Raw genomic sequence first — 20,496 nt, forward strand, 5'->3', positions numbered from 1 at the left:
AACTATTAAATATGATGAAAAGAAATAATTGGTAATTTAAAAATGGTTGGTTTATTAGGGAGGGAGAGAAAACATGCATAATAAAAAATGGGATTTACGCATTATATGTGCTCACGCTTTTACAATTCTTATATGGGGAACTGCTTTTCCAGCAATTCGTATGGGGCTTGAATCTTATACGCCGGAACACCTTACTTTACTACGCTTATTAATCGCTTCATTTATACTTTTGTTATTTTCATTTATATACAAACTACGACTACCGGATTTAAAGGATATCCCAGCAATTTTTATATTTGGTGCTTTAGGGTTTACTATTTATCACATCGCATTAAATTACGGCGAAAAAACAGTCAATGCTGGATCTGCAAGTTTAATAATTTCAGTCACTCCAATAGTGACGGCAATTCTTGCTTTTGTTTTTTTGAATGAAAAAATGAAATTAAATGGCTGGATCGGTGGTGTAATGAGTTTTGCAGGAATTGCCTTAATTTCATTTAGCCAAGGCGACGCTATTCAATTAAATAGCGGGGGGGTATTTATATTATTAGCGGCGATTTCAGAAAGTCTATTTTTCGTTTTCCAAACATCTTACTTAAAAAAATACGGCTTCTTACCATTTACCATATATACAATTTTGTCTAGTACTATATGTATGCTTATTTTCTTACCCGGAGTTTATCAAGAAATACTAGCAGCTCCTCTTGAAGTTAACTTGAGCGTTATATATTTAGGTGTCTTTCCAACAGTACTCCCGTATATTGCATTGGCCTATATTATATCTCGTGCTGGTGCTTCTGAAGCAACAAGTTCTCTATATTTAACGCCAATAACTGCGTGTTTCATTGCTTGGATATGGTTAGGAGAAGTGCCAACTTTAGTTTCGATAATTGGCGGAGTGATTACTATACTTGGAATTGTGATTGCTCATATACCAGTATTAAGAAAAGAAAAACATGGGAATTTAGCAAATAATCAATCCGTATAATGTAATTCAATAATGACTTTAAGATACTTTTTTATATAGTTTCTTTCTTATGTTGATAAATATAATATTTTGTATTTCAGTTAAATATTGTATGTTACATTTTATGTAGTAAGCATTTTAAAAGGAGCTGACAACATAATGAATGGAAAAAGAAAAATTTTCACATGTATTTCTATTGTAGGAATCGGACTAGCTAGTTTTTCTAATTCTAGTTTCGCAGCAAGTGTAACGGACAATTCAGTACAAAATTCTATTCCCGTAGTTAATCAACAAGTAGCTGCTGCAAAGGAAATGAAACCATTTCCGCAGCAAGTTAATTATGCAGGTGTTATAAAACCGAATCATGTTACACAGGAAAGTTTAAATGCTTCTGTAAGAAGTTACTACGATAATTGGAAAAAGAAATATTTGAAAAATGATTTATCTTCTTTACCTGGTGGTTATTATGTAAAAGGAGAGATTACAGGTGATGCAGATGGGTTTAAGCCACTTGGAACTTCAGAAGGTCAAGGGTATGGGATGATAATTACAGTATTAATGGCTGGTTATGATTCGAATGCTCAAAAAATCTATGACGGTTTATTTAAAACAGCAAGAACTTTTAAAAGTTCTCAAAATCCTAATTTAATGGGATGGGTTGTCGCAGATAGTAAAAAAGCACAAGGTCATTTTGATTCTGCTACTGATGGAGATTTAGATATTGCGTATTCTCTTCTTCTTGCTCATAAGCAGTGGGGATCTAATGGAACAGTTAATTATTTGAAAGAAGCACAAGACATGATTACAAAAGGTATTAAAGCTAGTAATGTTACAAATAATAACCGACTAAATTTAGGAGATTGGGATTCTAAAAGTTCACTTGATACGAGACCATCTGATTGGATGATGTCACACCTTAGAGCATTTTATGAATTTACAGGTGATAAAACTTGGCTTACTGTTATTAATAATTTGTACGATGTTTATACGCAATTTAGTAATAAGTACTCTCCAAATACAGGACTTATTTCAGATTTCGTTGTAAAAAACCCACCACAACCCGCACCTAAAGACTTCTTAGAGGAGTCAGAATATACAAATGCATATTATTACAATGCTAGTCGGGTACCATTGAGAATTGTAATGGACTATGCGATGTACGGCGAGAAAAGAAGTAAAGTCATTTCTGATAAAGTTTCTTCGTGGATTCAAAATAAAACGAATGGAAATCCTTCTAAAATTGTGGATGGTTATCAATTAAATGGATCTAATATTGGTAGTTATTCAACTGCTGTATTTGTTTCACCGTTTATTGCTGCAAGTATAACAAGTAGCAATAATCAAAAGTGGGTAAATAGCGGTTGGGATTGGATGAAGAATAAGAGAGAAAGTTATTTTAGTGATAGTTATAATTTATTAACTATGTTATTCATTACAGGAAATTGGTGGAAACCTATACCTGATGATACAAAAATACAAAATCAAATAAATGATGCAATTTATGAAGGATACGATAATTAATTAAATTTGAGAATGGTTACTCAAGAAAGGAATTAGCATACGCTAGTTCCTTTTTAATATTTTGTAAAACATTATCCATTCTAAAATTTGCATAGATATACATGCTTTTTTCATATACATAGTTACTAATGACTCGATTTTTTCGTGAGAGGAGCGTATTTCTTGGAAAAAGTATTATTTTTCGGAGACCCAGGTATTGATGACTCATTTGCCATTATGTATGGCTTACTGCATCCCGAAATTGAAATTGTCGGTATTGTAACTGGATACGGAAATGTTGAGCATATACATGCTGCACATAATGCAGCGTATATTTTACAGTTAGCAAATAGACAAGACATTCCTGTCATTAGTGGTGCAACAAAACCACTTACAGAAGAAATTACTACGTACTACCCTGAAATTCACGGAGCAGAAGGATTAGGTACCATCCATGTTCCAGAAAGCGTATTATCTATTCCAATATACAATTTTGGCAGTATTGCTGCGATTCTTATAAATTACGGAAAAGATTTAACGATTGTTGATGTAGGAAGATCTACCTCGTTAGCAATTGCTTTTAATTTGTGGAATGATTTAATGCTAAATGTAAAAGGAATCTATTTCATGGGTGGTGTTTTTTTAGAAGTAGGAAACGTTACGCCGTTAGCAGAGGCAAATGTGTATGGAGATCCTATAGCAAGTAAAATTGTTTTCCATCAAGCAAAGAATTTATTAATATTCCCTTTAAATGTAACAAACAAAGCTGTGTTAACACCAAATGTGTTTGACTATATTCAAGCTAATTCAAAGAATCCATTCCATACGATAATGAAACCAATGTATGATTACTATTTTTCTGCATACCAAAAACTTAATCCATCTATCGAAGGGCCATTGCTTCATGATGTGGTTGCTATAAGTGGATTAGTAAATCCAAACTTTTTTGAATTTATACATCGTACAGTGAATGTTGATACATACGGAGATACGAAAGGACAAACATTTGCTGATTTTCGCCTTAGCTCTATATCTGAAGGAGCCCATATAGCATTAGAAATAGATGAACAAAAATTCATTCAAGATTTTATAAAAATTATGTTATAAGTTGTTGTCGAAAAAGGGAATTATTTCAATGCGTTGAATATAAACATACATCCTCTATATAAGGGAGCTTACAATATTGAATATCCAGTTAAAGGTTGTTACGAGAGAAAATTGGGAAGAAGCATTAAAACTACAAGTTAAAGAAAATCAGTTGAAATTTGTTCCACCCGTAGCAGTTTCGCTTGCTAAAGTATATATAAAACCAGATGGTGACAATGTAGAGTACATACCATTCGCTATATACCATGGTGACCTTATGGTTGGTTTTGTTATGCATGCTGTTGTAAGAGAGACATCGGATATGTATTGGATTAACGGATTTATTATTGATCAATCGCAGCAAGGTAATGGTTATGGAAAAGCAGCATTACGAGAAAGTATTAATATAATAAAAAATACTTTTAAATCGTGTAAAGAAATAAGATTAACAGTACATAAAGATAATCTCTCTGCAAAGAAATTATATGAACGATATGGTTTCATATCATTAGGACAAGAGTATGATGGTGAGCAAGTATATCGTTTATTTGTTTAACTATTAGGAAGTAAAGGCATGAAATGAAATATGCAATTTACTGAAGTGAAAATTGAAGTGTTCATTCCTGAAGAATATATTGAAACATTAAGGGATGAATTAAATAAAATTGGAGCATGTAAAACGGGCGAATATGACCATTGCCTTTCCTATAGTTCAGTGAAAGGATATTGGAGACCTTTAGACGAGGCATCTCCTTTTAATGGAGAAATTGGGCGAATATGCGAAGGGCAAGAATGTAAAGTTGAAATAAAGTGTAAACGAGAAATTGTAAAAGATGCTCTTGAAGTTATTAATGATATTCATCCGTATGAAACACCTATGATTTATATTATACCAATACTAAATGACTATTTTGAGCAACTATACATTGAATAACTAGGAGGGATATCAATTGAAAAGTAAATTCCATCATATTGTACGAGCAGTCATGATAAAAAATGAAAAAATATTAGTTGCTGAATATATTGGCCATCATTATTTTTTACCTGGTGGCCATATTGAAATTGGAGAATCAGCAGAGAATGCATTAATAAGAGAGCTAAGGGAAGAACTTGGAGTAAACTGTAGTATACAACAATTTTTAGGAGTCATAGAAAATCAATGGCAAGATAAAGAAGTGCTTCATCATGAAATTAACCACATTTTTGAAGTAGAGTCACAAGATTTACATACGGACTTAACACCGAAATCTAGCGAGTCTCATTTAGCATTTCACTGGATAGATTATAATAAAGAAGCCTTAAATCATTATGAAATCATGCCAATGCCATTAGTGAAGGAATTACTAGAAAGAAAGTTAAGTGATGAACTACTAAATTGTTGGATAAGTAATTTTTAAATCACTCTATTTATAGTAAATAGGTCCATCGCAAGGATATAAAGAAAATAGGCTAAAAAACAAGGTACATCACCTAGTGTAAGTTCATATTTTGTTGATGTACGCATTTAGTCTATAGTCTTGTTTCTATTTTGTTTACAAAAATATATAAACTTTAACGTTTGGGCGAAATTTATATTTATAAATGGAGGGGTTCGTAATGAATCAGTTTCAACATGAATTACAAACATTAAACCTTAATGATTATCAAACTGGTAATGTTGTGTATTGGGATCAACAACAAAGTCAATATCCATATTATTACATCCAAGGCGATGCACGTCGTTGTGGCGGATGCGGAGGTTGTGGTGGACGCTGTGGCGGTTGTGGCGGCGGCAGATGTGGTGGTTGCGTAGGTTGTGCCGGATGTTTTGGTTGCTTTAATTGCTGGAACTGGTGGATCATTTAAGTATAGAAGATCAAAACTATTTTACATGAAAGAAAGGTGTAAATACTGTTTATACTTTTCTTTCATGCTGTAATTTTGTATTAGGATTAAGGAGGATTTATTTGTATACATACGAAAAGTTGACTTCTTGGGTAGAGAATATAAAAGAAAAAAATCATAGTTCTGCTACAGCACTTTGTATTATAAAAAATAATAAAGTCGTATTAGATCATTATAGCGGTTATCACTCAAATACAGCGACTAATAAAAAAGTAACTGCATCTTCGCAATTCAACGTTGCTTCTGCTAGAAAAAGTTATTTAGGATTAATGATAGCGTATGCGCTTTACGAGGGGAAAATAAACTCTATTGATGATGAAGCGATAAAATATTTTAAAGACTTTGATCCTGCATTGCTTGGTAAAACAACGATAAGACATTTAGTAACACATTCACACGGATTAGAAGAAATGAATGACGGGACAATTTTTCGTGAATTTGAACCGGGACAAGCATGGGCATATAGAGATATTAATGTAAGAATGATGACACGTCTTATTTATCAGCTATATAACAAAAGTTTTCCTGAATTGTTAAAGGAGCGTGTTTTTAAGCCTGCTAATTTTCAAGAAACAGGTTGGAGAGTTCAGCGAGATGAAAATTTAGTTGGCGTTGTTAATAATCCAAATGAAGACGCAATTAGTGAAATTGGTACGGTAGATGACGGTACTGAAAAAAATCTGTTTGTCTCAGCTAGAGAATTTGCTTATTGGGGCAATCTTCATTTAAATCAAGGTGTGATAAACGGTAAGCAAATTGTTCCAAAAGAAGTTATAAAAATCGCTACGAGTTTGCAGAGTCCAACATATGTAAATAAAGAGCTACCACAAAATGGCTTGTTTTGGTTCGTTCAAAATGAATCTGCACAATTAAGCGAACTTGGTGAACGTGTTCCAAAAGGGTCATATCAAATATTAGGGATTACTGGACCGACTATTTTAGTAATACCTGAATATAATGTAGTTGTTGCAAAAATGTATAACAAAAGATATAACTACGGCGGTGATAATTACTTATATTATTTACGTGAATTTAGTAATTTAGTCGCTGATACATTTAGTAACGGTAATAGGGCATAATTACTCCTATAACAAAAAGGAGTGATTGTAAGTGAAAGATAAAGTGAACAAAAATAAAAAACAAAATATAAAAGATGTAAATACAGAGCAAAATGCAATTTATAGCGATCCTAAAGATGCAGCTAATATGCAAACTGTACCGCAGCCGAAGGATTTTGATGAAATCGAATATTAATTTTTCATCCGACTATATGATGAATGAAAAATACGTCTTAAGTCTCATCACATATAAGAAATTATTTGATAACATATATACATAAGCATTTGAAAATGGCTTATCTTAACAAAGCTTTCTTTAGAAACATCTGATATAACCTGCAAAAGACACTTCTTTATGAAGTGTCTTTTTGTGTATATGAACTTAATTACCATTTTCCGTACAGTATCTTGCAATTTACGATGGATATACTAACTGTGAAAATCCATGTCAAGATAAAAGAAGGGGACAGTTAGTATGAAACAAACTTCTATAAATCCATTACTAATTGTTCTAGGTACAATCATTGTTCAAATTGGCCTTGGAACAATTTATACATGGAGTTTATTTAATCAACCCCTTGTAAGTAAGTTTGGATGGAATCTTAATTCAGTAGCGATAACTTTCTCTATAACAAGTTTTTCTTTATCATTCTCAACTTTATTTGCAGCAAAATTGCAGAAAAAATTAGGACTTCGGAAACTTATTGCTACTGCAGGAATTGTTTTAGGACTCGGCTTAATACTTAGTTCACAAGTTTCTTCCTTACCACTATTATATTTATTAGCTGGTGTTGTTGTTGGTTATGCGGATGGAACAGCTTATATTACATCACTATCTAATTTAATTAAATGGTTTCCAAATCGGAAAGGGCTTATTTCAGGTATATCTGTATCAGCGTATGGAATGGGCAGCTTAATCTTTAGATATATAAACGGAAATCTTATCGATAACCTTGGTGTATCACAAGCATTCTTATATTGGGGTATTATCGTGTTACTTTTAGTGTTAATCGGATCGTGCTTCTTACGTGAGGCAATTGTAAGTAATGCTGTAACTGAAACATTGCACAATGACTATACTCCGCGTGAAATGATGCGAACGAAACAAGTATATCTGCTATTTTTTATGTTATTCACCTCGTGTATGGGGGGTTTGTATTTAATCAGTATGGTAAAAGATATCGGTGTACAACTCGTTGGACTTAGCGCAGCAACCGCTGCAAACGCCGTTGCTATGATTGCAATTTTTAATACAGTAGGTAGAATTATTCTTGGGACGTTATCAGATAAAATCGGCCGAATGAAAATTGTCTCTGCAACGTTTATTATTATAGGATTGTCAGTCTTTACTTTAAGTTTTATTCCGCTAAATTACGGAATCTATTTTGCCTGTGTAGCAAGTGTCGCCTTTTGCTTCGGCGGTAATATAACTATATTCCCAGCTATTGTCGGAGATTTCTTTGGATTAAAAAACCATAGTACAAATTACGGGATTGTCTACCAAGGTTTCGGATTTGGTGCGCTTGCAGGATCATTTATTGGAGCGATACTCGGGGGATTTCAACCAACTTTCATTATAATCGGTGTTTTAAGTGTTATTTCCTTCATTATTTCAATATTAATCCGCCCACCAAATGTAGAAAAGAAAAAGGAACTAAAACATTTACATCGGAAAGTAGCTTGATACTAAAAAGAGTCCTAATATAGGGCTCTTTTTTATGTAGAGAGAATAGAGTTATTTAATTTAAAATGAAATGATTTGAGAAGCAATAAAGTTGTTTATTTCTTGATGAACTAAGTAGCAGATACGTAGAATATTCATATTGTTTTATAAAGGAACTAACATGTTGTTAAAAAACATTTAGAAAATTACAGTTAACCAACTTTGTGATGGAACGTTCACTTCATTCATAGATCATTATTTTCTTATAAGTTTACAATGAAAGTAGTTGGCTTATATTGATTACAACCATAATTTCTTCTGTTGTGGCATTCGCTACAACAAATATTGATGACATTTTTATACTGCTTGTTTTATTTTCACAAGTAAGAACAGAAGTAATTAGGAAAGAAGGAAGAGCTGTCCGCGAAAAAGCTATGAGAAAAAAGCTTTATATTGTTATTGGACAATATGTAGGGTTTAGTATGATAATTTTTCTAAGTATCGTTGGGTCTTTAAGCTCTTTTTTCATTCCTGTTTCGTGGATTGGGTTATTAGGATTCGTGCCAATTTATATGGGGGTTAAAGGACTATTCTCGCTTCGTTCTAACAAAAGTAATGAAGTTATTGATAACACTTCCGATTCATTATTTAAAGTATCTGCGATTACATTAGCCAATGGAGCTGACAATATCTCAATTTATATACCAATGTTTGCTAGTCAAACTCTTGAAGCAAATATCGTTACATTAGTTATCTTTTTTTCCATGATAGCGATATGGTGTTTTATTAGCTACAAATTGATAAGAGCTCCTATTCTAGCTAAAGCACTTGAGAACAATTGTCATATTATTGTTCCAATTGTTCTAATTGGTTTAGGAATGTTCATTCTTTTTCGCAGTGATACAATTGGACTATTTCATTATTATTTAGAAAAACGGTTAAAAAGTATATAGAATTTGTTAACATTAGTATTTGGAATACAAATGCAATAAGGGCGAGGTTATTATTAATTTCAGTATTAATTGAATCAATTTTTATACTAAAACTGCAAGAACGTACTTTGGATAATCTGCCTAAGGTACGTTCTTTTTTATATCAGTAGCCTATTCTTATTAACTCCACCAATAGCGGTAAAGGCAAGACTTAACTAACTTATATATATTAAAAGGAGTTAATGGTAGAATGAATAGAAGACAGAAAATTCCTTTTATTTAAAATAGAGGAGGTACATATGAAAAAAGTTAATGTTACATACGCGATTTTGTACGATAAAACTAATGAAAAGATCTTAATGGTAAAAAACAAAGGGGAAAATGGTTCTTATTATACATTACCAGGTGGCGCAGTTAAACTAGGAGAAACATTAGAAGAAGCAGTAATTCGAGAAGTAAAAGAAGAAACAGGGTTACATATAAACGTAAACGGGATTTTTTCTATCAGCGAAGCCTTTTTCGAGGAAAGAGATCATCATGCCATTTTCTTTAATTTTCTAGGCGAAATAATCGGCGGGGAGACATATATATCAAGGCCAAAAGAAATCGAAGAGATTACTTGGATGGAATTACATAAAGCAGCACCGTATTTACGCATACCAGAACATTTACTATATTTATTACAAAAGAAAGAAACAGTACCTTATTTTTTTAATGGAACAATCGTTCATCAATCTTCATAAAAATATTATCTCATGTAAGGCGGGGAAAACATGGAGTTTATCGTTAATCACAAACAATTCACTCAAGCACTTTCAGAAGTCAACAAAGCAATATCAACAAAATCTTTAATCCCTATATTATCTGGTATAAAAATAACTGCAGATCAATCTGGAATTACTTTAATTGCAAGTAACTCGAATATTTTTATTGAAAAATTCATTCCTGTTTTAATTGAAGACGAAAAGATTGCAACTATTTTAAAGGCAGGAACTATTGTTGTACCTGCAAAGTATTTCATTGAAATAATAAAGAAAATGCCAAGTGATATAGCAATAAAAAGTAAGAATGAGCAAATTATTAAGATACAATCAGAAGAAATCACATTAAGTTTAAATGGATTTCCTGCAGATGAGTTTCCGAATGTACCGCTTATAGACAATCATGCAGAAATCAAAGTAGAGACAGAGCAATTGATTGAAGTATTTAAACAAACAGTCTTTGCGGTAGCAAAAAATGAATCTAGACCTGTTCTTACTGGGGTGCATATAGAGTTATCTAATAATAAGTTAATTTGTGCTGCAACTGACTCACATAGACTAGCGATACGCGAAACATTACTTTCCTCAGATGTAAAAGCAAATTGTATTGTACCAAGCGCAACCATTAGTGAACTTCTAAAATTAATGAACAGCAATTCGGAATTCGTATATATCTACCTTTCAGAGAGTCATATTATATTTACGCTCGGAACAACTACATTATATTCAAGACTAATTGAAGGGAAATATCCTAATATTTCTAACCTTATTCCAAATGATTTTAAAACGATTATTAACGTAGATAGAAAAAAGATATTACAAGGTGTAGACCGATCAAGTTTATTAGCAAGTGAATGGGCCAATAACAATGTTAACTTAGAAATCATAAACGAATCCACAATTAAAATTTCTTCAAACGCTTCTCAAATTGGGCAAATATCCGAAACGCAACAAATAGATGCAATTCAAGGTGAAAAACAATTAAATATATCTTTCGATGGGCGTTTTATGGTTGATGCTTTAAGAGCAATAAAAGAAGAAACGATTACTTTAAGCTTTGGCGGTTCTATGAGACCGATATTGATTGAAGCAGGAGAGCAATCTGCAGCAGTACATCTTATATCGCCAGTAAGAGCTTATTAAGGATAGAGGAAGGGATTAATAGACAAAGCAGCAATGGTAATCTGAAATACAAAGCAAAATAATAATAACCTGAAGATAAAAGCCATAGATTAATCGATATGGGGTGAGTACGATGAAGAAAATAATTGTTTTACTCATGGGTATAGTTTTAATTATTTTTGCTTTTTATCAATACAACAAAAAAGACTATGCAGCTAAAAGTACTAACTTGTATGTAGAAAACTTTAAAGGGGAAAATGATTCAATAAAAATACAATCTGCTATTAATAAAGCAGAGTCTAGTAAAATTAAAACTGTATTGCTTGATGATAAAAAGTATAAAATCACGTCACCAATCATTGTTAAAAAAGGTGTGAAATTATTATTTGGTTACGGATCCCAATTTGTAGTTGAGGGAAACTTTAGAGTTTTAGAACTAGAGAAAAACGCATCCATTGAAGGAGCGTATATAACTATTGACGATCCTAAATTTAACTCTGAAGTTATTTATTTAGACGGTAAAAATAAATATTATAACACTTGGAACAAAACACAAATAAAAGATATAAATATTATCAATTGGACGGAAACGAATAAAGGTACCGGAATTTCTTTATACTCTGCTGGAAAAGAAAATGAAATTTCGTTTGTTAACTTCGAAAATATTAAAGTTGTAGGAATGGAAACTGGACTGAAATTAGTAGCGAAAAAACCGAGCACCGGACAAGCTTGGATAAATGCCAATCGTTTTATGAACTTTTCTTTAGAAGACTGTGTAAATATGATTTATATGGATAGTCAAGTAACTACGCCAAATGAAATTAGTGGGAATCAATTTACAAACCTTCAAATACAGCCTTCAAATAAAACAAAAAGCATTATACAGGTAAGTGGTCAACACAATGAATTTCATGGGATGGTGTGGGATTTAAATAAAATAAAACATGAAAACGAACTCATTGAACTGACTGATAAGAGTATGAATACAGTGGTTGAAATATCCAGTGTACCAGCAAATAGAGTATTAGATAGTGGGAGATCCAATATAGTGAAATAAGTTTAAATACAGAAAAAAGAGCGAATTCTTTATAAGAGGATTCGCTCTTTTTATATTTTAAAATTAAATTTTCTTCCACCAAGCGGATAAAGGATAGTCTGTAGATTTTAACGTAATAGATTCGCCAATTTGTGGCGTTGTAATTTTAACTCCTAAACGGTTAGCTTCTTTCGTAACACGTTCTATCGGCTCACTCCATTCGTGTAATGCTAACGTAAAAGCACCCCAATGAATCGGAAGAAGTAATTCTCCTTTAACATCAATATGAGCTTGTACCGTTTCTTCAGGCAACATATGAATAGCAGACCACCTCGGATCATATTGCCCGCATTCCATTAATGTAAGATCGAATGGACCGTATTTATCACCAATTTCCTTAAAGTGAGGGGCATAACCGCTATCACCACTAAAGAAAATTTTAGTCTCTTGACCAAGAATAAGCCATGAACACCATAATGAACGATCTCTATCTGTCATACCACGTCCAGAGAAATGCCTTGCAGGCGCACATACTAACTTAATATTATCAAACGTAATTTCGTCCCACCAATTATGCTCACTAATTTTACTAGGTGAAACACCCCATTTAATAAGATATTGTGCAACTCCAGTTGGAACATAAAAGTGTTTTGCGCGATTTTTTAACTGCATAATACTTTTGTAATTCAAATGATCATAGTGATTATGAGAAATGACAATCGCATCAATTTCTTGAAGGTCATCACGTTCTAAAGAAAAAGCACCACTATAGCGTTTACTATTAAACAAAGGAAATGGGGAAGAGGCATCTCCAAACATCGGGTCTAATAACAGTTTTTTACCTTCTATTTTCAAAAGAGAAGCAGAATGGCCAAACCATGTAACACTCTCTAACGCTTCATTATCTTTATTTGATAAAACAACAGGCAAATCCTTTATAGGACGCAGCTTTGATTTCATTTTAAAGTAATCCGTCATTAAACTTATAATATCTTTCGGTTTAAAACTCATATCAGTATGAATTTGATTTGTATATTTCTTATTCATTCGTTCTCCTTTTTATGATTAACAATATACGTATGTTGTTATTGTAGCTATTTGTAGTTTAAACGAAATCATTTTACCTTTCACCTTAAATGCAGTACATTTCATAAATTTGTTAAATTCATTATTCTTATATGCAAAATAAAAACCATGTAGCAGCAGATAAAATCAATATTAAGTAGATGTAAATTGTTTTAATTTAGTAAATTTCTTCTTATAAGCAACAAAGAACGTATGTTTCGTTATATGTTATAGAAGAAGATAAGTCTCAAATTATTAAAAGGAAGGAGAGGATGTAAGTGCAAATAGAGCGAAAAAAGAAATCAAAATGTAAACTATCAAAAGCTGAAATCATTCATATGTATGCAGAAGGGGAAAGTACTTCAGAAATCGCCATGCTTGCTAATGTGTCTGCAAGATATATTCGTATGGTTCTATCAGACAGCAACGTTCCAAGGCGCGCTATAGGGAGCTGGAAGAGAAAGTATGACATAACAGAAAATTATTTTAAAACGTGGTCAAATAATATGGCTTATATTTTAGGATTTATAGCAGCTGATGGTGCTATACCAAAAGAAAATCAATGCGTCAGTATATCACAAAAAGAAAGTTATATTTTAGAAGATATAAAAAAAGAACTAAAAACAAATCAGCCGCTATACCAAAACAAAAAAACAGGTGTATATATGCTAAATATTAATAGCAAAACAATAAAAGACGATCTTATGAACATACATGGAATCAGGCCGTGTAAATCATTTAACATCGAATTTCCTTTTGTACCAGAAGAATATTTGCATCACTTTGTTCGTGGGTATTTCGATGGGGATGGTCATGTTAATTCTCATAAATACTTTGTTAGCTTTGTTGGAGGATCATATAATTTTATGAATTCTTTTAAAGATATCCTTGAGAATAATAAATTCCAATTAAGTTTTGTTGACAAAGAAAAACAATATCGTATTTACCTAAGTGGTAAAAATAATGTTAATAAATTTTCACAGTGGATTTATAAAAATAAAGGTTTGCATTTAAAGCGTAAATACAATATTTTTCAAGAAAAAGAATAATTGTAATGATGATCGAATAATTCACAAACAAGTTCAATTATAAAATTAAAATTCACGATGAATTATTAATTAAAATCAAAGTAATTCCTAAAGCAAACAAATTATAAATATAGTTTAGTCAATTTCAAAGCAACTTGTTTAATTATTAAATTTAAACAAGTTGCTTTTTATTATGTTTTATTAATTATTATTTATACTAATCCAGCATCAACGAACTATTCACTAATAAATAAAGAAAAGGGAAGTATACCAAACTAAGCTAACTTATAATAAGTTTATTATTTTTTACTAGTAGACATAATATATATTATAGGCAGTTATAGAAACAAAGCGATATCGGGTATCAAAACCCAAGTAAACTATACTTAATGAGACGAAACAGAGATTTTTAGTGAGATTCACATGAAATCTTATATAAACAAATTTCTTCAGTTTTTATCGTTTTTATTTGTTATAAATTCATCACAGCAAATCTTAATCAATAATCGCTTAAGATTTAACGAATTAAAAACATTTTTGATCGGCAAGAAATTTTTTATACAGAAAAATTATTTCTATACAAAATATAAATTAATAATTATATTTTATGTTTTACTTTATGAATTTATTGCTATTTGCACACGTTTTACAACTTCACATTATTTGTTGTTATTTCTGTTATTTAGGCTTGACTTTCATTAAACTCATTGTTTTTTTATTCTAGTTAACATAACACTTATTTTTAAAATAAAAAAATCCTCCTCACCTTCAGGAAGATTTTTTATTTGCTATTATTTTATTTATATCTTCTAGTAACAATCCCAATTGTAAATGACATTGGAAAAATCTAGATTTAACAGCTCTTCCTTACGTATAAAGAAATTAGCAACCCCAGAATCGCCCCACATAATATTTAATGAATCGTCTGTATCAATTTGCAGCAATAATATGTCATGTTGCTGGTATTTTTCTTCCCATTCTCTCGGATCTGTCTGTGTGAAAAATGGATATCCACCAATTTTATGTCCTTGATCTTTACATAAATCATCATACAGTTCGCCTAATTCTGTATTATTTTCTTCATCAACAATTTCTTCCCAATCAATTTTATCACTAAAAATCATTTCAAATCGATAATCTCTTGGTGTTACTGGCTGATATGCCAACTCAAACTTTAGTTTTGCTGCTTCGGGTATGATAAAATTCTCTAAATCTAAAGTGTTTAAATAACTAAAATCAGTAATCACCTTAGTTAAATCCGCTGTGATTGTAGAATGATAAACAATTCGAAAGTCTTTTTGGCTTGTGGGATGATCAAAATCTGCTCCAAAAAGATCTTCTTCAGCACTTATGAAAAACTGTAACATTCCATGTTGAGGCATATGTTCAATGTTAGGTATTTCTTCAAGGTTTAACTGCGCAAGTAGCATCATAGGTTGTCCGTTTGAGTCTTTAGGATGCTCTTGATCTATAGGTAAATACGGATATCCACCAAATTTACTTTCAAAAAGCGTTGTCTCTGCTTGCGTTCCAGACACTTTAATATACGGTTTCACACTTTTTTCTAAAATACTACGATACTGTTCTAGTTCTTTCGGAATTTGAAGTTGATACGTATTCTTCACTACATTTGCCTCCCTTTAGTAATGAATTGAAAATGCCTTACTTAATTATATAGCAAGAAATAGCTTCGTGAAAAATTGTTAAAAGTCCGTTTTCACCCTCGTTTTTTGCGCACTTGGTGGACAAAGTAAATTGTGTTCTAAAACCTTTTTATTAATAGTTCGAATTAAATCCGCTGCTTCTGCCGTATTTGTATTTTCTTTTAGTCTTTCTTTTAAATCATCAATTTCTTTTGAAAGCTCAATCCACCTAGGTAAAACATGATTATTTGCTAAAGTTCTATAAAGTTGCTTTTCAGGATTGTACGAAAGATCTTTATCAAGATTAAGAGGTTTCCCTTTACCAGGTAAATTATCAAAAGCTCCTTTCTGTTCTGCTTGTTTAACGATAGAACTAATATGATCCTCATACGTATACGACCAAACTTTCTCATCTTTTACTAAAATCTCTTGTTTTTTTAGTTTTTTATCTAGTTCTTCTTGATTCATAGCTTCTCTCTCCTTTTTATTTTTTAGTGTCGTTTTTGTAAATTCCAATGCCCTTAATCCTTCGAATAGCTTTTCTCGCCACCACACGCTATCATGATCGCCTTGAAACTCTTCATAAGTAATTTGGTATTCCTTTTCTTTTAAAGCTTCATACAGACGTCTATTAGCCGTTAAAAGAGGTTTGTTTTCAAGTTCTCCTACTGCTATGTAAGAATAGAGATGAGTCGCATTAGAATCTATTGATTAAATTTGATTTTCAATCCAAGGAATTGCATTTTCATAATCATCTTTTTTCCAATGTACGGATCCAGACATTGACAACACATTTCCGAAAACATGTGGATTTTGAAGTGTTGCATAACAAGCTGCTAAGCCACCAAGACTGAAACCAGCAATTGTTGTATGTTTTGCTTCTTAATGCACACGATACTTCGCCTGAATCCACGGAAGTAATTCCTCCTTGAAAAATGCATTCATTTTATCGTTATAAGTTAGCTCTTCTAATCGATCGACAGGATCTATAGCAACAGCAATACAAGATGGGATTTCATTTTTGTAAATTAAATAATTAAGTGTTTTTGCGATTGGAAGGTTATGAATGAATGAATTCTCATCAAATACAATGAGAAGTTCTTGAAGATGTGAAGTGTGAGAATAATCATGAGGCGTATAAATATGAATTTTACGTGTGTTATTTAAAATCGAACTATAAAAAGAATATGTTTCAATCTTTCCGGATGGATAATCATTTGAAGGAAAACGACTGCTATACTGCACGTCCATACCTATTTTTAACACAAACTAAAAATTGTATTAAGATGTTAGGTATCTAGTTAAGTTATTTATTAGAAAGTTTATTAATTGCTTGAATAGAAAGTTCCAACGCTTTTATTCTTCTTGTTAAAAGTGTTCTTTGCGGACTACCAGCTTTAGATTTATCATAGGCTCTCTCAATTGATGGAAGCAAGCCAGTAAGGACGTTACGAGCTTCTTCTAACTCTTCTTGGCTATACATATGATTTTCTTGATTCCAAACGTTTTTTAGCACTGCTAATCCTAAGCAAACAGCTTTAAGTCGTTTTTTCACTAGTGTAGTATTTGCACCTTTTTGAGTCATCTGAGATAGTGCATTTTCAAGTTTACGGATTGTTGACTGTAAAGACTGTATAGATTCTACTTTATCTACATTTGATACGTTTTCCATATTAAACCTGTCCCTTCTTCGTTTCTAAATTAGTTTTCTTGATATTTGATAATACCATTTAGAAGCGAATTTTACTCGAAATATTTGAGTTGGACATGAATTGAAAGGAAAACAGCTAACAAGCTTCTATCTCCTCCCTCTTACATATTCTATATGTACTTCTTTTTTCTCGTTAAAATACCTACATGGACAAGGTGTTAATATTGTATATTTTATGAACAAAAAACGTACAAGCAGCATCACTTGTACGTTTTAATTTTTATTCAGTAAGATAATAAAGTAATAGCTTACGGGTCTTTTCATAATTTATGAAATCTCTATATAAAATGGGATAATTCATAATCTCCTGTTCATTATTATTAAGCACGTAACTTAAAGTACCTGCTGTATGCATCCAATAATAATTTAAATCAGCGCTTATACAATCATCTTCTGTAAACGTATTATTAAAATCTTTTCTTATTTTTCGAATGTCACAATTCGGAAACGGTTTATACAGTGGACTAGGCATGTTCTGCAATTCATTAAAAATAACCTTTTTACCTACCCCCCTTTATTTCTCTAGCCAATTTAATAAGTTTTCATAATGATATTGAGCATCGATATACCCAAGATTATATAAATTAACGAGCTTTTCCTTATTTCTTTCTATTCCGCTTATAGGAAGCTGTACACTTGGTTGAATTACATAAAAATTATCTTTTTGTTCTTCTTGATTCATATAAGATATCGTCTCGTTATAAAAACGATAATGGTCTACTAAATTCTCTGCGATTTTCGGATATTTTCTATATAGAATTTTAGCTAGACCAGAAAATTTATTTCGCTGCTTCTCGTATCCTTCTGGCTTTGTCATAATTACAACGTTCTTTTCATAACCATCAGTTTGAGCTTTTAAAACTGGTATAGGATCTATAATTCCTCCATCTAGTAATTTTCGATTATTATATTCTACAGCAGGTGCTATAAACGGCACAGAGCTGGATGCACGGATGATTTTTAAAATATCATTTCCATGTTCTTTTTTATTATAATAAACAGCTTGTCCTGATTCGCAATCAGTCGTCCCTATAACAAATTGTTCATTACAGTTTAAGAAAGTTTGAAAATCAAATGGAACAATTTTATTAGGTACTTCATCAAATAAAAAGTCCATTCCAAATAATTCACGTTTTCGAATTAAATTTCGATAAGATATATACCTGTAATCTGATACTAGCTCTGTATTTACTTTCTTATTTCTCCCTTGTTGACGCGACAAATAGGTTGCTCCCATACAGGCTCCAGCTGATACGCCGACTACATACGGAAAGAATAAGTTCTTTTCCATGAAATATTCGAGTACACCTGCAGTATATAAACCTTTCATTCCTCCGCCCTCTAATACTAAACCGATATTCTTCATTCTATATCCCTCTGCTTCTTTTTTCTTAATTTCATATTAGCATAAGATTTTAAGATGAGGTTATATAAACTAATTACAACAATAACCAGAAACTACTAAAGTAATGTGATAATATCTTTGTGAGTAACATGTTACAATATAAGTAATTCATTCCACATATATTAAAGGAGGAATTTAATATGGGTTTATTTAGCGGTATTTTAGGAAATGCATCAAATACGAGTTCTGAAAGTGTAGAACGTGATTTAGAGAAGATTATGCTAGACGATGAAAAAGTAGAGCATGCTTATAAATTAATTCGTGATCTAATCGTATTTACAAATCGTCGTCTTATATTAGTAGATAAACAAGGAGTAACTGGCAAAAAAACAGAATACCATTCTATTCCTTATAAAAGTATTACACAATATAGCATCGAAACGGCTGGGCATTTTGATTTAGATGCAGAACTTAAAATTTGGGTGTCTAGTATGGAGGAACCAATTACGAAAGAATTTAAAGGTGACGATAGTATTTTAAGCATTCAAAAAGCGCTAGTAACCTTTACGACAAAGTAGTGGTTTTTGTATCTTTATTCATTTTCAAAATTACTAACCCGAGTATTTTGGAAGAACATACATTATTTTTGTATATTTAATCTAAAATAACATAAAAAGGTAAAGCGTATTTTAAATGCTTTACCTTTCTTTTTTGTAATAAACAAGTGTAGTTTTATCATTTAATTTCTTTATTACTTCTGTTCTTTTATACCCCATTTTCTCGTATAGAAAACAATTTCTTTCTTCTTCTAAAATCGTAGCAAGTTCAAAACTTCGTGCTTCTGGAAACATTTCTTCGATTAAAATAAGTACCTTCTGAGCAATTCCTTTCCCTTGATAGATTGGATGAATAAACATTGGACTAATCCAAAATTTATAAGGTAGTTCTTTTTGGGATATACATATCGCTCCAACAAGTTTCGAATCTATTATCATCTTATAAAAATTACTGCTGGGATTATTTATTCTAAAAATAGTTTTTTCAATAGATTCATTTGCTGGATTTGTTTCATAGTCTTTATATTTATGTAATAAAGAGCTAAATGAGTCTATTTGCATTTGAAATATAACTTCTGCATCAGTTTCTGTCGCCTTCTCTAATATAATCTCCATGTTACCAATTTAGACGCTTTCTTAAAGAAGTAATATGAGCTGTATGGTGACGACCATGCCATGCGTATAGTCCTATTGCAACAGCAAGTTTTGTTTCACCAGTTTCAGGATGGTTAAATGTCTTTTCTAAATCTTCAATTTCTAGAGAATATAAAAGATTAACCCATCTTTTATGTAATGAATCTAGCATTACTAGTGAAACATCTACCGGTAATTTTGAATCAGGTAACTCTGCCCACTTCTCTTCTTTATACGGCTTAATAGTTGGATTCTTTTCTGTCAGTGCTAATTTAAAGCGTATGTAGCTATTCATATGGCTATCAACGACGTGATGAACTACTTGACGTACAGTCCAACCTCCAACGCGATATGGTGTATCTAACTGCTTCTGATCTAAATCTTTAATTGCCCTTGTTAGTTCATTAGGTAAATCTTCAATTTCTTGAATCCATGTATCAATCATTTCTTCAGTTATAGGACGTTTGTATGTAAATTGGCCAATTGGATAACGTAAATCATTCAT

Annotated in this window: 24 protein-coding genes and 1 pseudogene; 16 read left to right on the top strand and 9 right to left on the bottom strand. The window is 31.7% G+C overall.

Annotated features, from left to right (window positions below):
- The first annotated feature begins 73 nt into the window (after positions 1–73).
- The 14 genes from EBQ15_RS05970 to EBQ15_RS06030 all read left to right on the top strand — a co-directional run bounded on the left by EBQ15_RS05970 (position 74) and on the right by EBQ15_RS06030 (position 12,030).
- On the top strand, positions 74–988 hold the full coding sequence (locus EBQ15_RS05970) for a DMT family transporter (RefSeq protein ID WP_000551618.1): 915 nt from the start codon (positions 74–76) through the stop codon (positions 986–988).
- 138 nt (positions 989–1,126) lie between these two features.
- Positions 1,127–2,488 (top strand): family 8 glycosyl hydrolase, encoded by a 1,362-nt coding sequence (locus tag EBQ15_RS05975; protein WP_001013599.1) that lies wholly within the window; start codon positions 1,127–1,129, stop codon positions 2,486–2,488.
- 162 nt (positions 2,489–2,650) lie between these two features.
- The gene (locus EBQ15_RS05980) at positions 2,651–3,574 is read left to right on the top strand and encodes a nucleoside hydrolase (RefSeq protein ID WP_000416789.1); all 924 of its coding nucleotides are present in this window, start codon (positions 2,651–2,653) and stop codon (positions 3,572–3,574) included.
- A gap of 76 nt (positions 3,575–3,650) precedes the next feature.
- Positions 3,651–4,109, top strand: coding sequence for a GNAT family N-acetyltransferase (locus tag EBQ15_RS05985; RefSeq protein WP_001025613.1), 459 nt, complete (start codon positions 3,651–3,653; stop codon positions 4,107–4,109).
- A gap of 30 nt (positions 4,110–4,139) precedes the next feature.
- Positions 4,140–4,487 (top strand): divalent cation tolerance protein CutA, encoded by a 348-nt coding sequence (gene cutA / locus EBQ15_RS05990; protein ID WP_001160788.1) that lies wholly within the window; start codon positions 4,140–4,142, stop codon positions 4,485–4,487.
- A gap of 16 nt (positions 4,488–4,503) precedes the next feature.
- Positions 4,504–4,950, top strand: coding sequence for an NUDIX domain-containing protein (locus EBQ15_RS05995; RefSeq protein WP_000836840.1), 447 nt, complete (start codon positions 4,504–4,506; stop codon positions 4,948–4,950).
- A 199-nt stretch (positions 4,951–5,149) separates the two neighbouring features.
- The gene (locus EBQ15_RS06000; protein WP_001071345.1) at positions 5,150–5,398 is read left to right on the top strand and encodes a heterocycloanthracin/sonorensin family bacteriocin; all 249 of its coding nucleotides are present in this window, start codon (positions 5,150–5,152) and stop codon (positions 5,396–5,398) included.
- A gap of 101 nt (positions 5,399–5,499) precedes the next feature.
- A complete protein-coding gene (locus EBQ15_RS06005) occupies positions 5,500–6,516 on the top strand; it encodes a serine hydrolase domain-containing protein (RefSeq protein WP_000288928.1) in 1,017 nt (338 codons plus the stop codon).
- Positions 6,517–6,547: 31 nt separating this feature from the next.
- On the top strand, positions 6,548–6,691 hold the full coding sequence (locus EBQ15_RS31060; protein WP_000653680.1) for a hypothetical protein: 144 nt from the start codon (positions 6,548–6,550) through the stop codon (positions 6,689–6,691).
- A 279-nt stretch (positions 6,692–6,970) separates the two neighbouring features.
- Positions 6,971–8,179, top strand: a complete 1,209-nt coding sequence (locus EBQ15_RS06010; protein WP_000815127.1) for an L-lactate MFS transporter — start codon at positions 6,971–6,973, stop codon at positions 8,177–8,179.
- 275 nt (positions 8,180–8,454) lie between these two features.
- The gene (locus EBQ15_RS06015; RefSeq protein WP_000633408.1) at positions 8,455–9,111 is read left to right on the top strand and encodes a cadmium resistance transporter; all 657 of its coding nucleotides are present in this window, start codon (positions 8,455–8,457) and stop codon (positions 9,109–9,111) included.
- A gap of 278 nt (positions 9,112–9,389) precedes the next feature.
- Positions 9,390–9,833 (top strand): NUDIX hydrolase, encoded by a 444-nt coding sequence (locus EBQ15_RS06020; protein WP_000757611.1) that lies wholly within the window; start codon positions 9,390–9,392, stop codon positions 9,831–9,833.
- A 30-nt stretch (positions 9,834–9,863) separates the two neighbouring features.
- Entirely contained in the window at positions 9,864–10,994 is a 1,131-nt protein-coding gene (gene dnaN / locus EBQ15_RS06025) for a DNA polymerase III subunit beta (protein WP_000394473.1), read from the top strand.
- Between the two features lie 112 nt (positions 10,995–11,106).
- The gene (locus EBQ15_RS06030; protein WP_000721088.1) at positions 11,107–12,030 is read left to right on the top strand and encodes a hypothetical protein; all 924 of its coding nucleotides are present in this window, start codon (positions 11,107–11,109) and stop codon (positions 12,028–12,030) included.
- A gap of 63 nt (positions 12,031–12,093) precedes the next feature.
- Here EBQ15_RS06030 and EBQ15_RS06035 read toward each other — a convergent pair whose 3' ends face one another.
- The gene (locus tag EBQ15_RS06035) at positions 12,094–13,056 is read right to left on the bottom strand and encodes an MBL fold metallo-hydrolase (protein ID WP_001037079.1); all 963 of its coding nucleotides are present in this window, start codon (positions 13,054–13,056) and stop codon (positions 12,094–12,096) included.
- Positions 13,057–13,352: 296 nt separating this feature from the next.
- Between EBQ15_RS06035 and EBQ15_RS06040 the strand changes: the two genes are divergently transcribed.
- Complete coding sequence (locus EBQ15_RS06040; RefSeq protein ID WP_001165383.1) at positions 13,353–14,123, top strand: LAGLIDADG family homing endonuclease; 771 nt, start codon at positions 13,353–13,355, stop codon at positions 14,121–14,123.
- 788 nt (positions 14,124–14,911) lie between these two features.
- Here EBQ15_RS06040 and EBQ15_RS06045 read toward each other — a convergent pair.
- From EBQ15_RS06045 to EBQ15_RS06065, 6 genes and pseudogenes are all read right to left on the bottom strand, one after another.
- Positions 14,912–15,727 carry a YwqG family protein gene (locus EBQ15_RS06045; protein WP_000799812.1) on the bottom strand — a complete coding sequence of 272 codons (816 nt, stop codon included), beginning with the start codon at positions 15,725–15,727 and terminating at the stop codon, positions 14,912–14,914.
- A gap of 78 nt (positions 15,728–15,805) precedes the next feature.
- Positions 15,806–16,213: a DnaJ family domain-containing protein gene (locus EBQ15_RS31435; protein ID WP_033683881.1), complete on the bottom strand. Its 408-nt coding sequence runs from the start codon at positions 16,211–16,213 to the stop codon at positions 15,806–15,808.
- Positions 16,214–16,339: 126 nt separating this feature from the next.
- Positions 16,340–17,011, bottom strand: a pseudogene (locus EBQ15_RS31440) (alpha/beta hydrolase); the annotation flags it as partial.
- 40 nt (positions 17,012–17,051) lie between these two features.
- A complete protein-coding gene (locus EBQ15_RS06055) occupies positions 17,052–17,417 on the bottom strand; it encodes a hypothetical protein (protein ID WP_000432686.1) in 366 nt (121 codons plus the stop codon).
- 259 nt (positions 17,418–17,676) lie between these two features.
- Positions 17,677–17,949, bottom strand: a complete 273-nt coding sequence (locus EBQ15_RS06060; protein ID WP_033682840.1) for a YxiJ family protein — start codon at positions 17,947–17,949, stop codon at positions 17,677–17,679.
- 21 nt (positions 17,950–17,970) lie between these two features.
- Positions 17,971–18,822 (bottom strand): patatin-like phospholipase family protein, encoded by an 852-nt coding sequence (locus EBQ15_RS06065; protein ID WP_000789288.1) that lies wholly within the window; start codon positions 18,820–18,822, stop codon positions 17,971–17,973.
- A 179-nt stretch (positions 18,823–19,001) separates the two neighbouring features.
- Here EBQ15_RS06065 and EBQ15_RS06070 point away from each other — a divergent pair, with 179 nt between their 5' ends.
- Positions 19,002–19,379, top strand: a complete 378-nt coding sequence (locus tag EBQ15_RS06070; RefSeq protein ID WP_000522476.1) for a PH domain-containing protein — start codon at positions 19,002–19,004, stop codon at positions 19,377–19,379.
- A 120-nt stretch (positions 19,380–19,499) separates the two neighbouring features.
- Here EBQ15_RS06070 and EBQ15_RS06075 read toward each other — a convergent pair whose 3' ends face one another.
- Positions 19,500–19,973: a GNAT family N-acetyltransferase gene (locus tag EBQ15_RS06075; RefSeq protein ID WP_000402627.1), complete on the bottom strand. Its 474-nt coding sequence runs from the start codon at positions 19,971–19,973 to the stop codon at positions 19,500–19,502.
- A 1-nt stretch (position 19,974) separates the two neighbouring features.
- Positions 19,975–20,496, bottom strand: a complete 522-nt coding sequence (locus tag EBQ15_RS06080; RefSeq protein ID WP_000999082.1) for a YfiT family bacillithiol transferase — start codon at positions 20,494–20,496, stop codon at positions 19,975–19,977.

This window comes from Bacillus sp. 2D03 (assembly GCF_003946765.1).
In the GTDB taxonomy this organism is placed as follows: domain Bacteria; phylum Bacillota; class Bacilli; order Bacillales; family Bacillaceae_G; genus Bacillus_A; species Bacillus_A cereus.

Coding starts and splice junctions, on each gene's coding strand:
- EBQ15_RS05970 (WP_000551618.1), top strand. CDS start 74: ATGCATAATAAAAAATGGGATTTACGCATTATATGTGCTCACGCTTTT.
- EBQ15_RS05975 (WP_001013599.1), top strand. CDS start 1,127: ATGAATGGAAAAAGAAAAATTTTCACATGTATTTCTATTGTAGGAATC.
- cutA (WP_001160788.1), top strand. CDS start 4,140: ATGCAATTTACTGAAGTGAAAATTGAAGTGTTCATTCCTGAAGAATAT.
- EBQ15_RS06000 (WP_001071345.1), top strand. CDS start 5,150: ATGAATCAGTTTCAACATGAATTACAAACATTAAACCTTAATGATTAT.
- EBQ15_RS06010 (WP_000815127.1), top strand. CDS start 6,971: ATGAAACAAACTTCTATAAATCCATTACTAATTGTTCTAGGTACAATC.
- EBQ15_RS06020 (WP_000757611.1), top strand. CDS start 9,390: ATGAAAAAAGTTAATGTTACATACGCGATTTTGTACGATAAAACTAAT.
- dnaN (WP_000394473.1), top strand. CDS start 9,864: ATGGAGTTTATCGTTAATCACAAACAATTCACTCAAGCACTTTCAGAA.
- EBQ15_RS06030 (WP_000721088.1), top strand. CDS start 11,107: ATGAAGAAAATAATTGTTTTACTCATGGGTATAGTTTTAATTATTTTT.
- EBQ15_RS06035 (WP_001037079.1), bottom strand. CDS start 13,056: ATGAATAAGAAATATACAAATCAAATTCATACTGATATGAGTTTTAAA.
- EBQ15_RS31435 (WP_033683881.1), bottom strand. CDS start 16,213: ATGAATCAAGAAGAACTAGATAAAAAACTAAAAAAACAAGAGATTTTA.
- EBQ15_RS06055 (WP_000432686.1), bottom strand. CDS start 17,417: ATGGAAAACGTATCAAATGTAGATAAAGTAGAATCTATACAGTCTTTA.
- EBQ15_RS06065 (WP_000789288.1), bottom strand. CDS start 18,822: ATGAAGAATATCGGTTTAGTATTAGAGGGCGGAGGAATGAAAGGTTTA.
- EBQ15_RS06070 (WP_000522476.1), top strand. CDS start 19,002: ATGGGTTTATTTAGCGGTATTTTAGGAAATGCATCAAATACGAGTTCT.
- EBQ15_RS06075 (WP_000402627.1), bottom strand. CDS start 19,973: ATGGAGATTATATTAGAGAAGGCGACAGAAACTGATGCAGAAGTTATA.
- EBQ15_RS06080 (WP_000999082.1), bottom strand. CDS start 20,496: ATGAATGATTTACGTTATCCAATTGGCCAATTTACATACAAACGTCCT.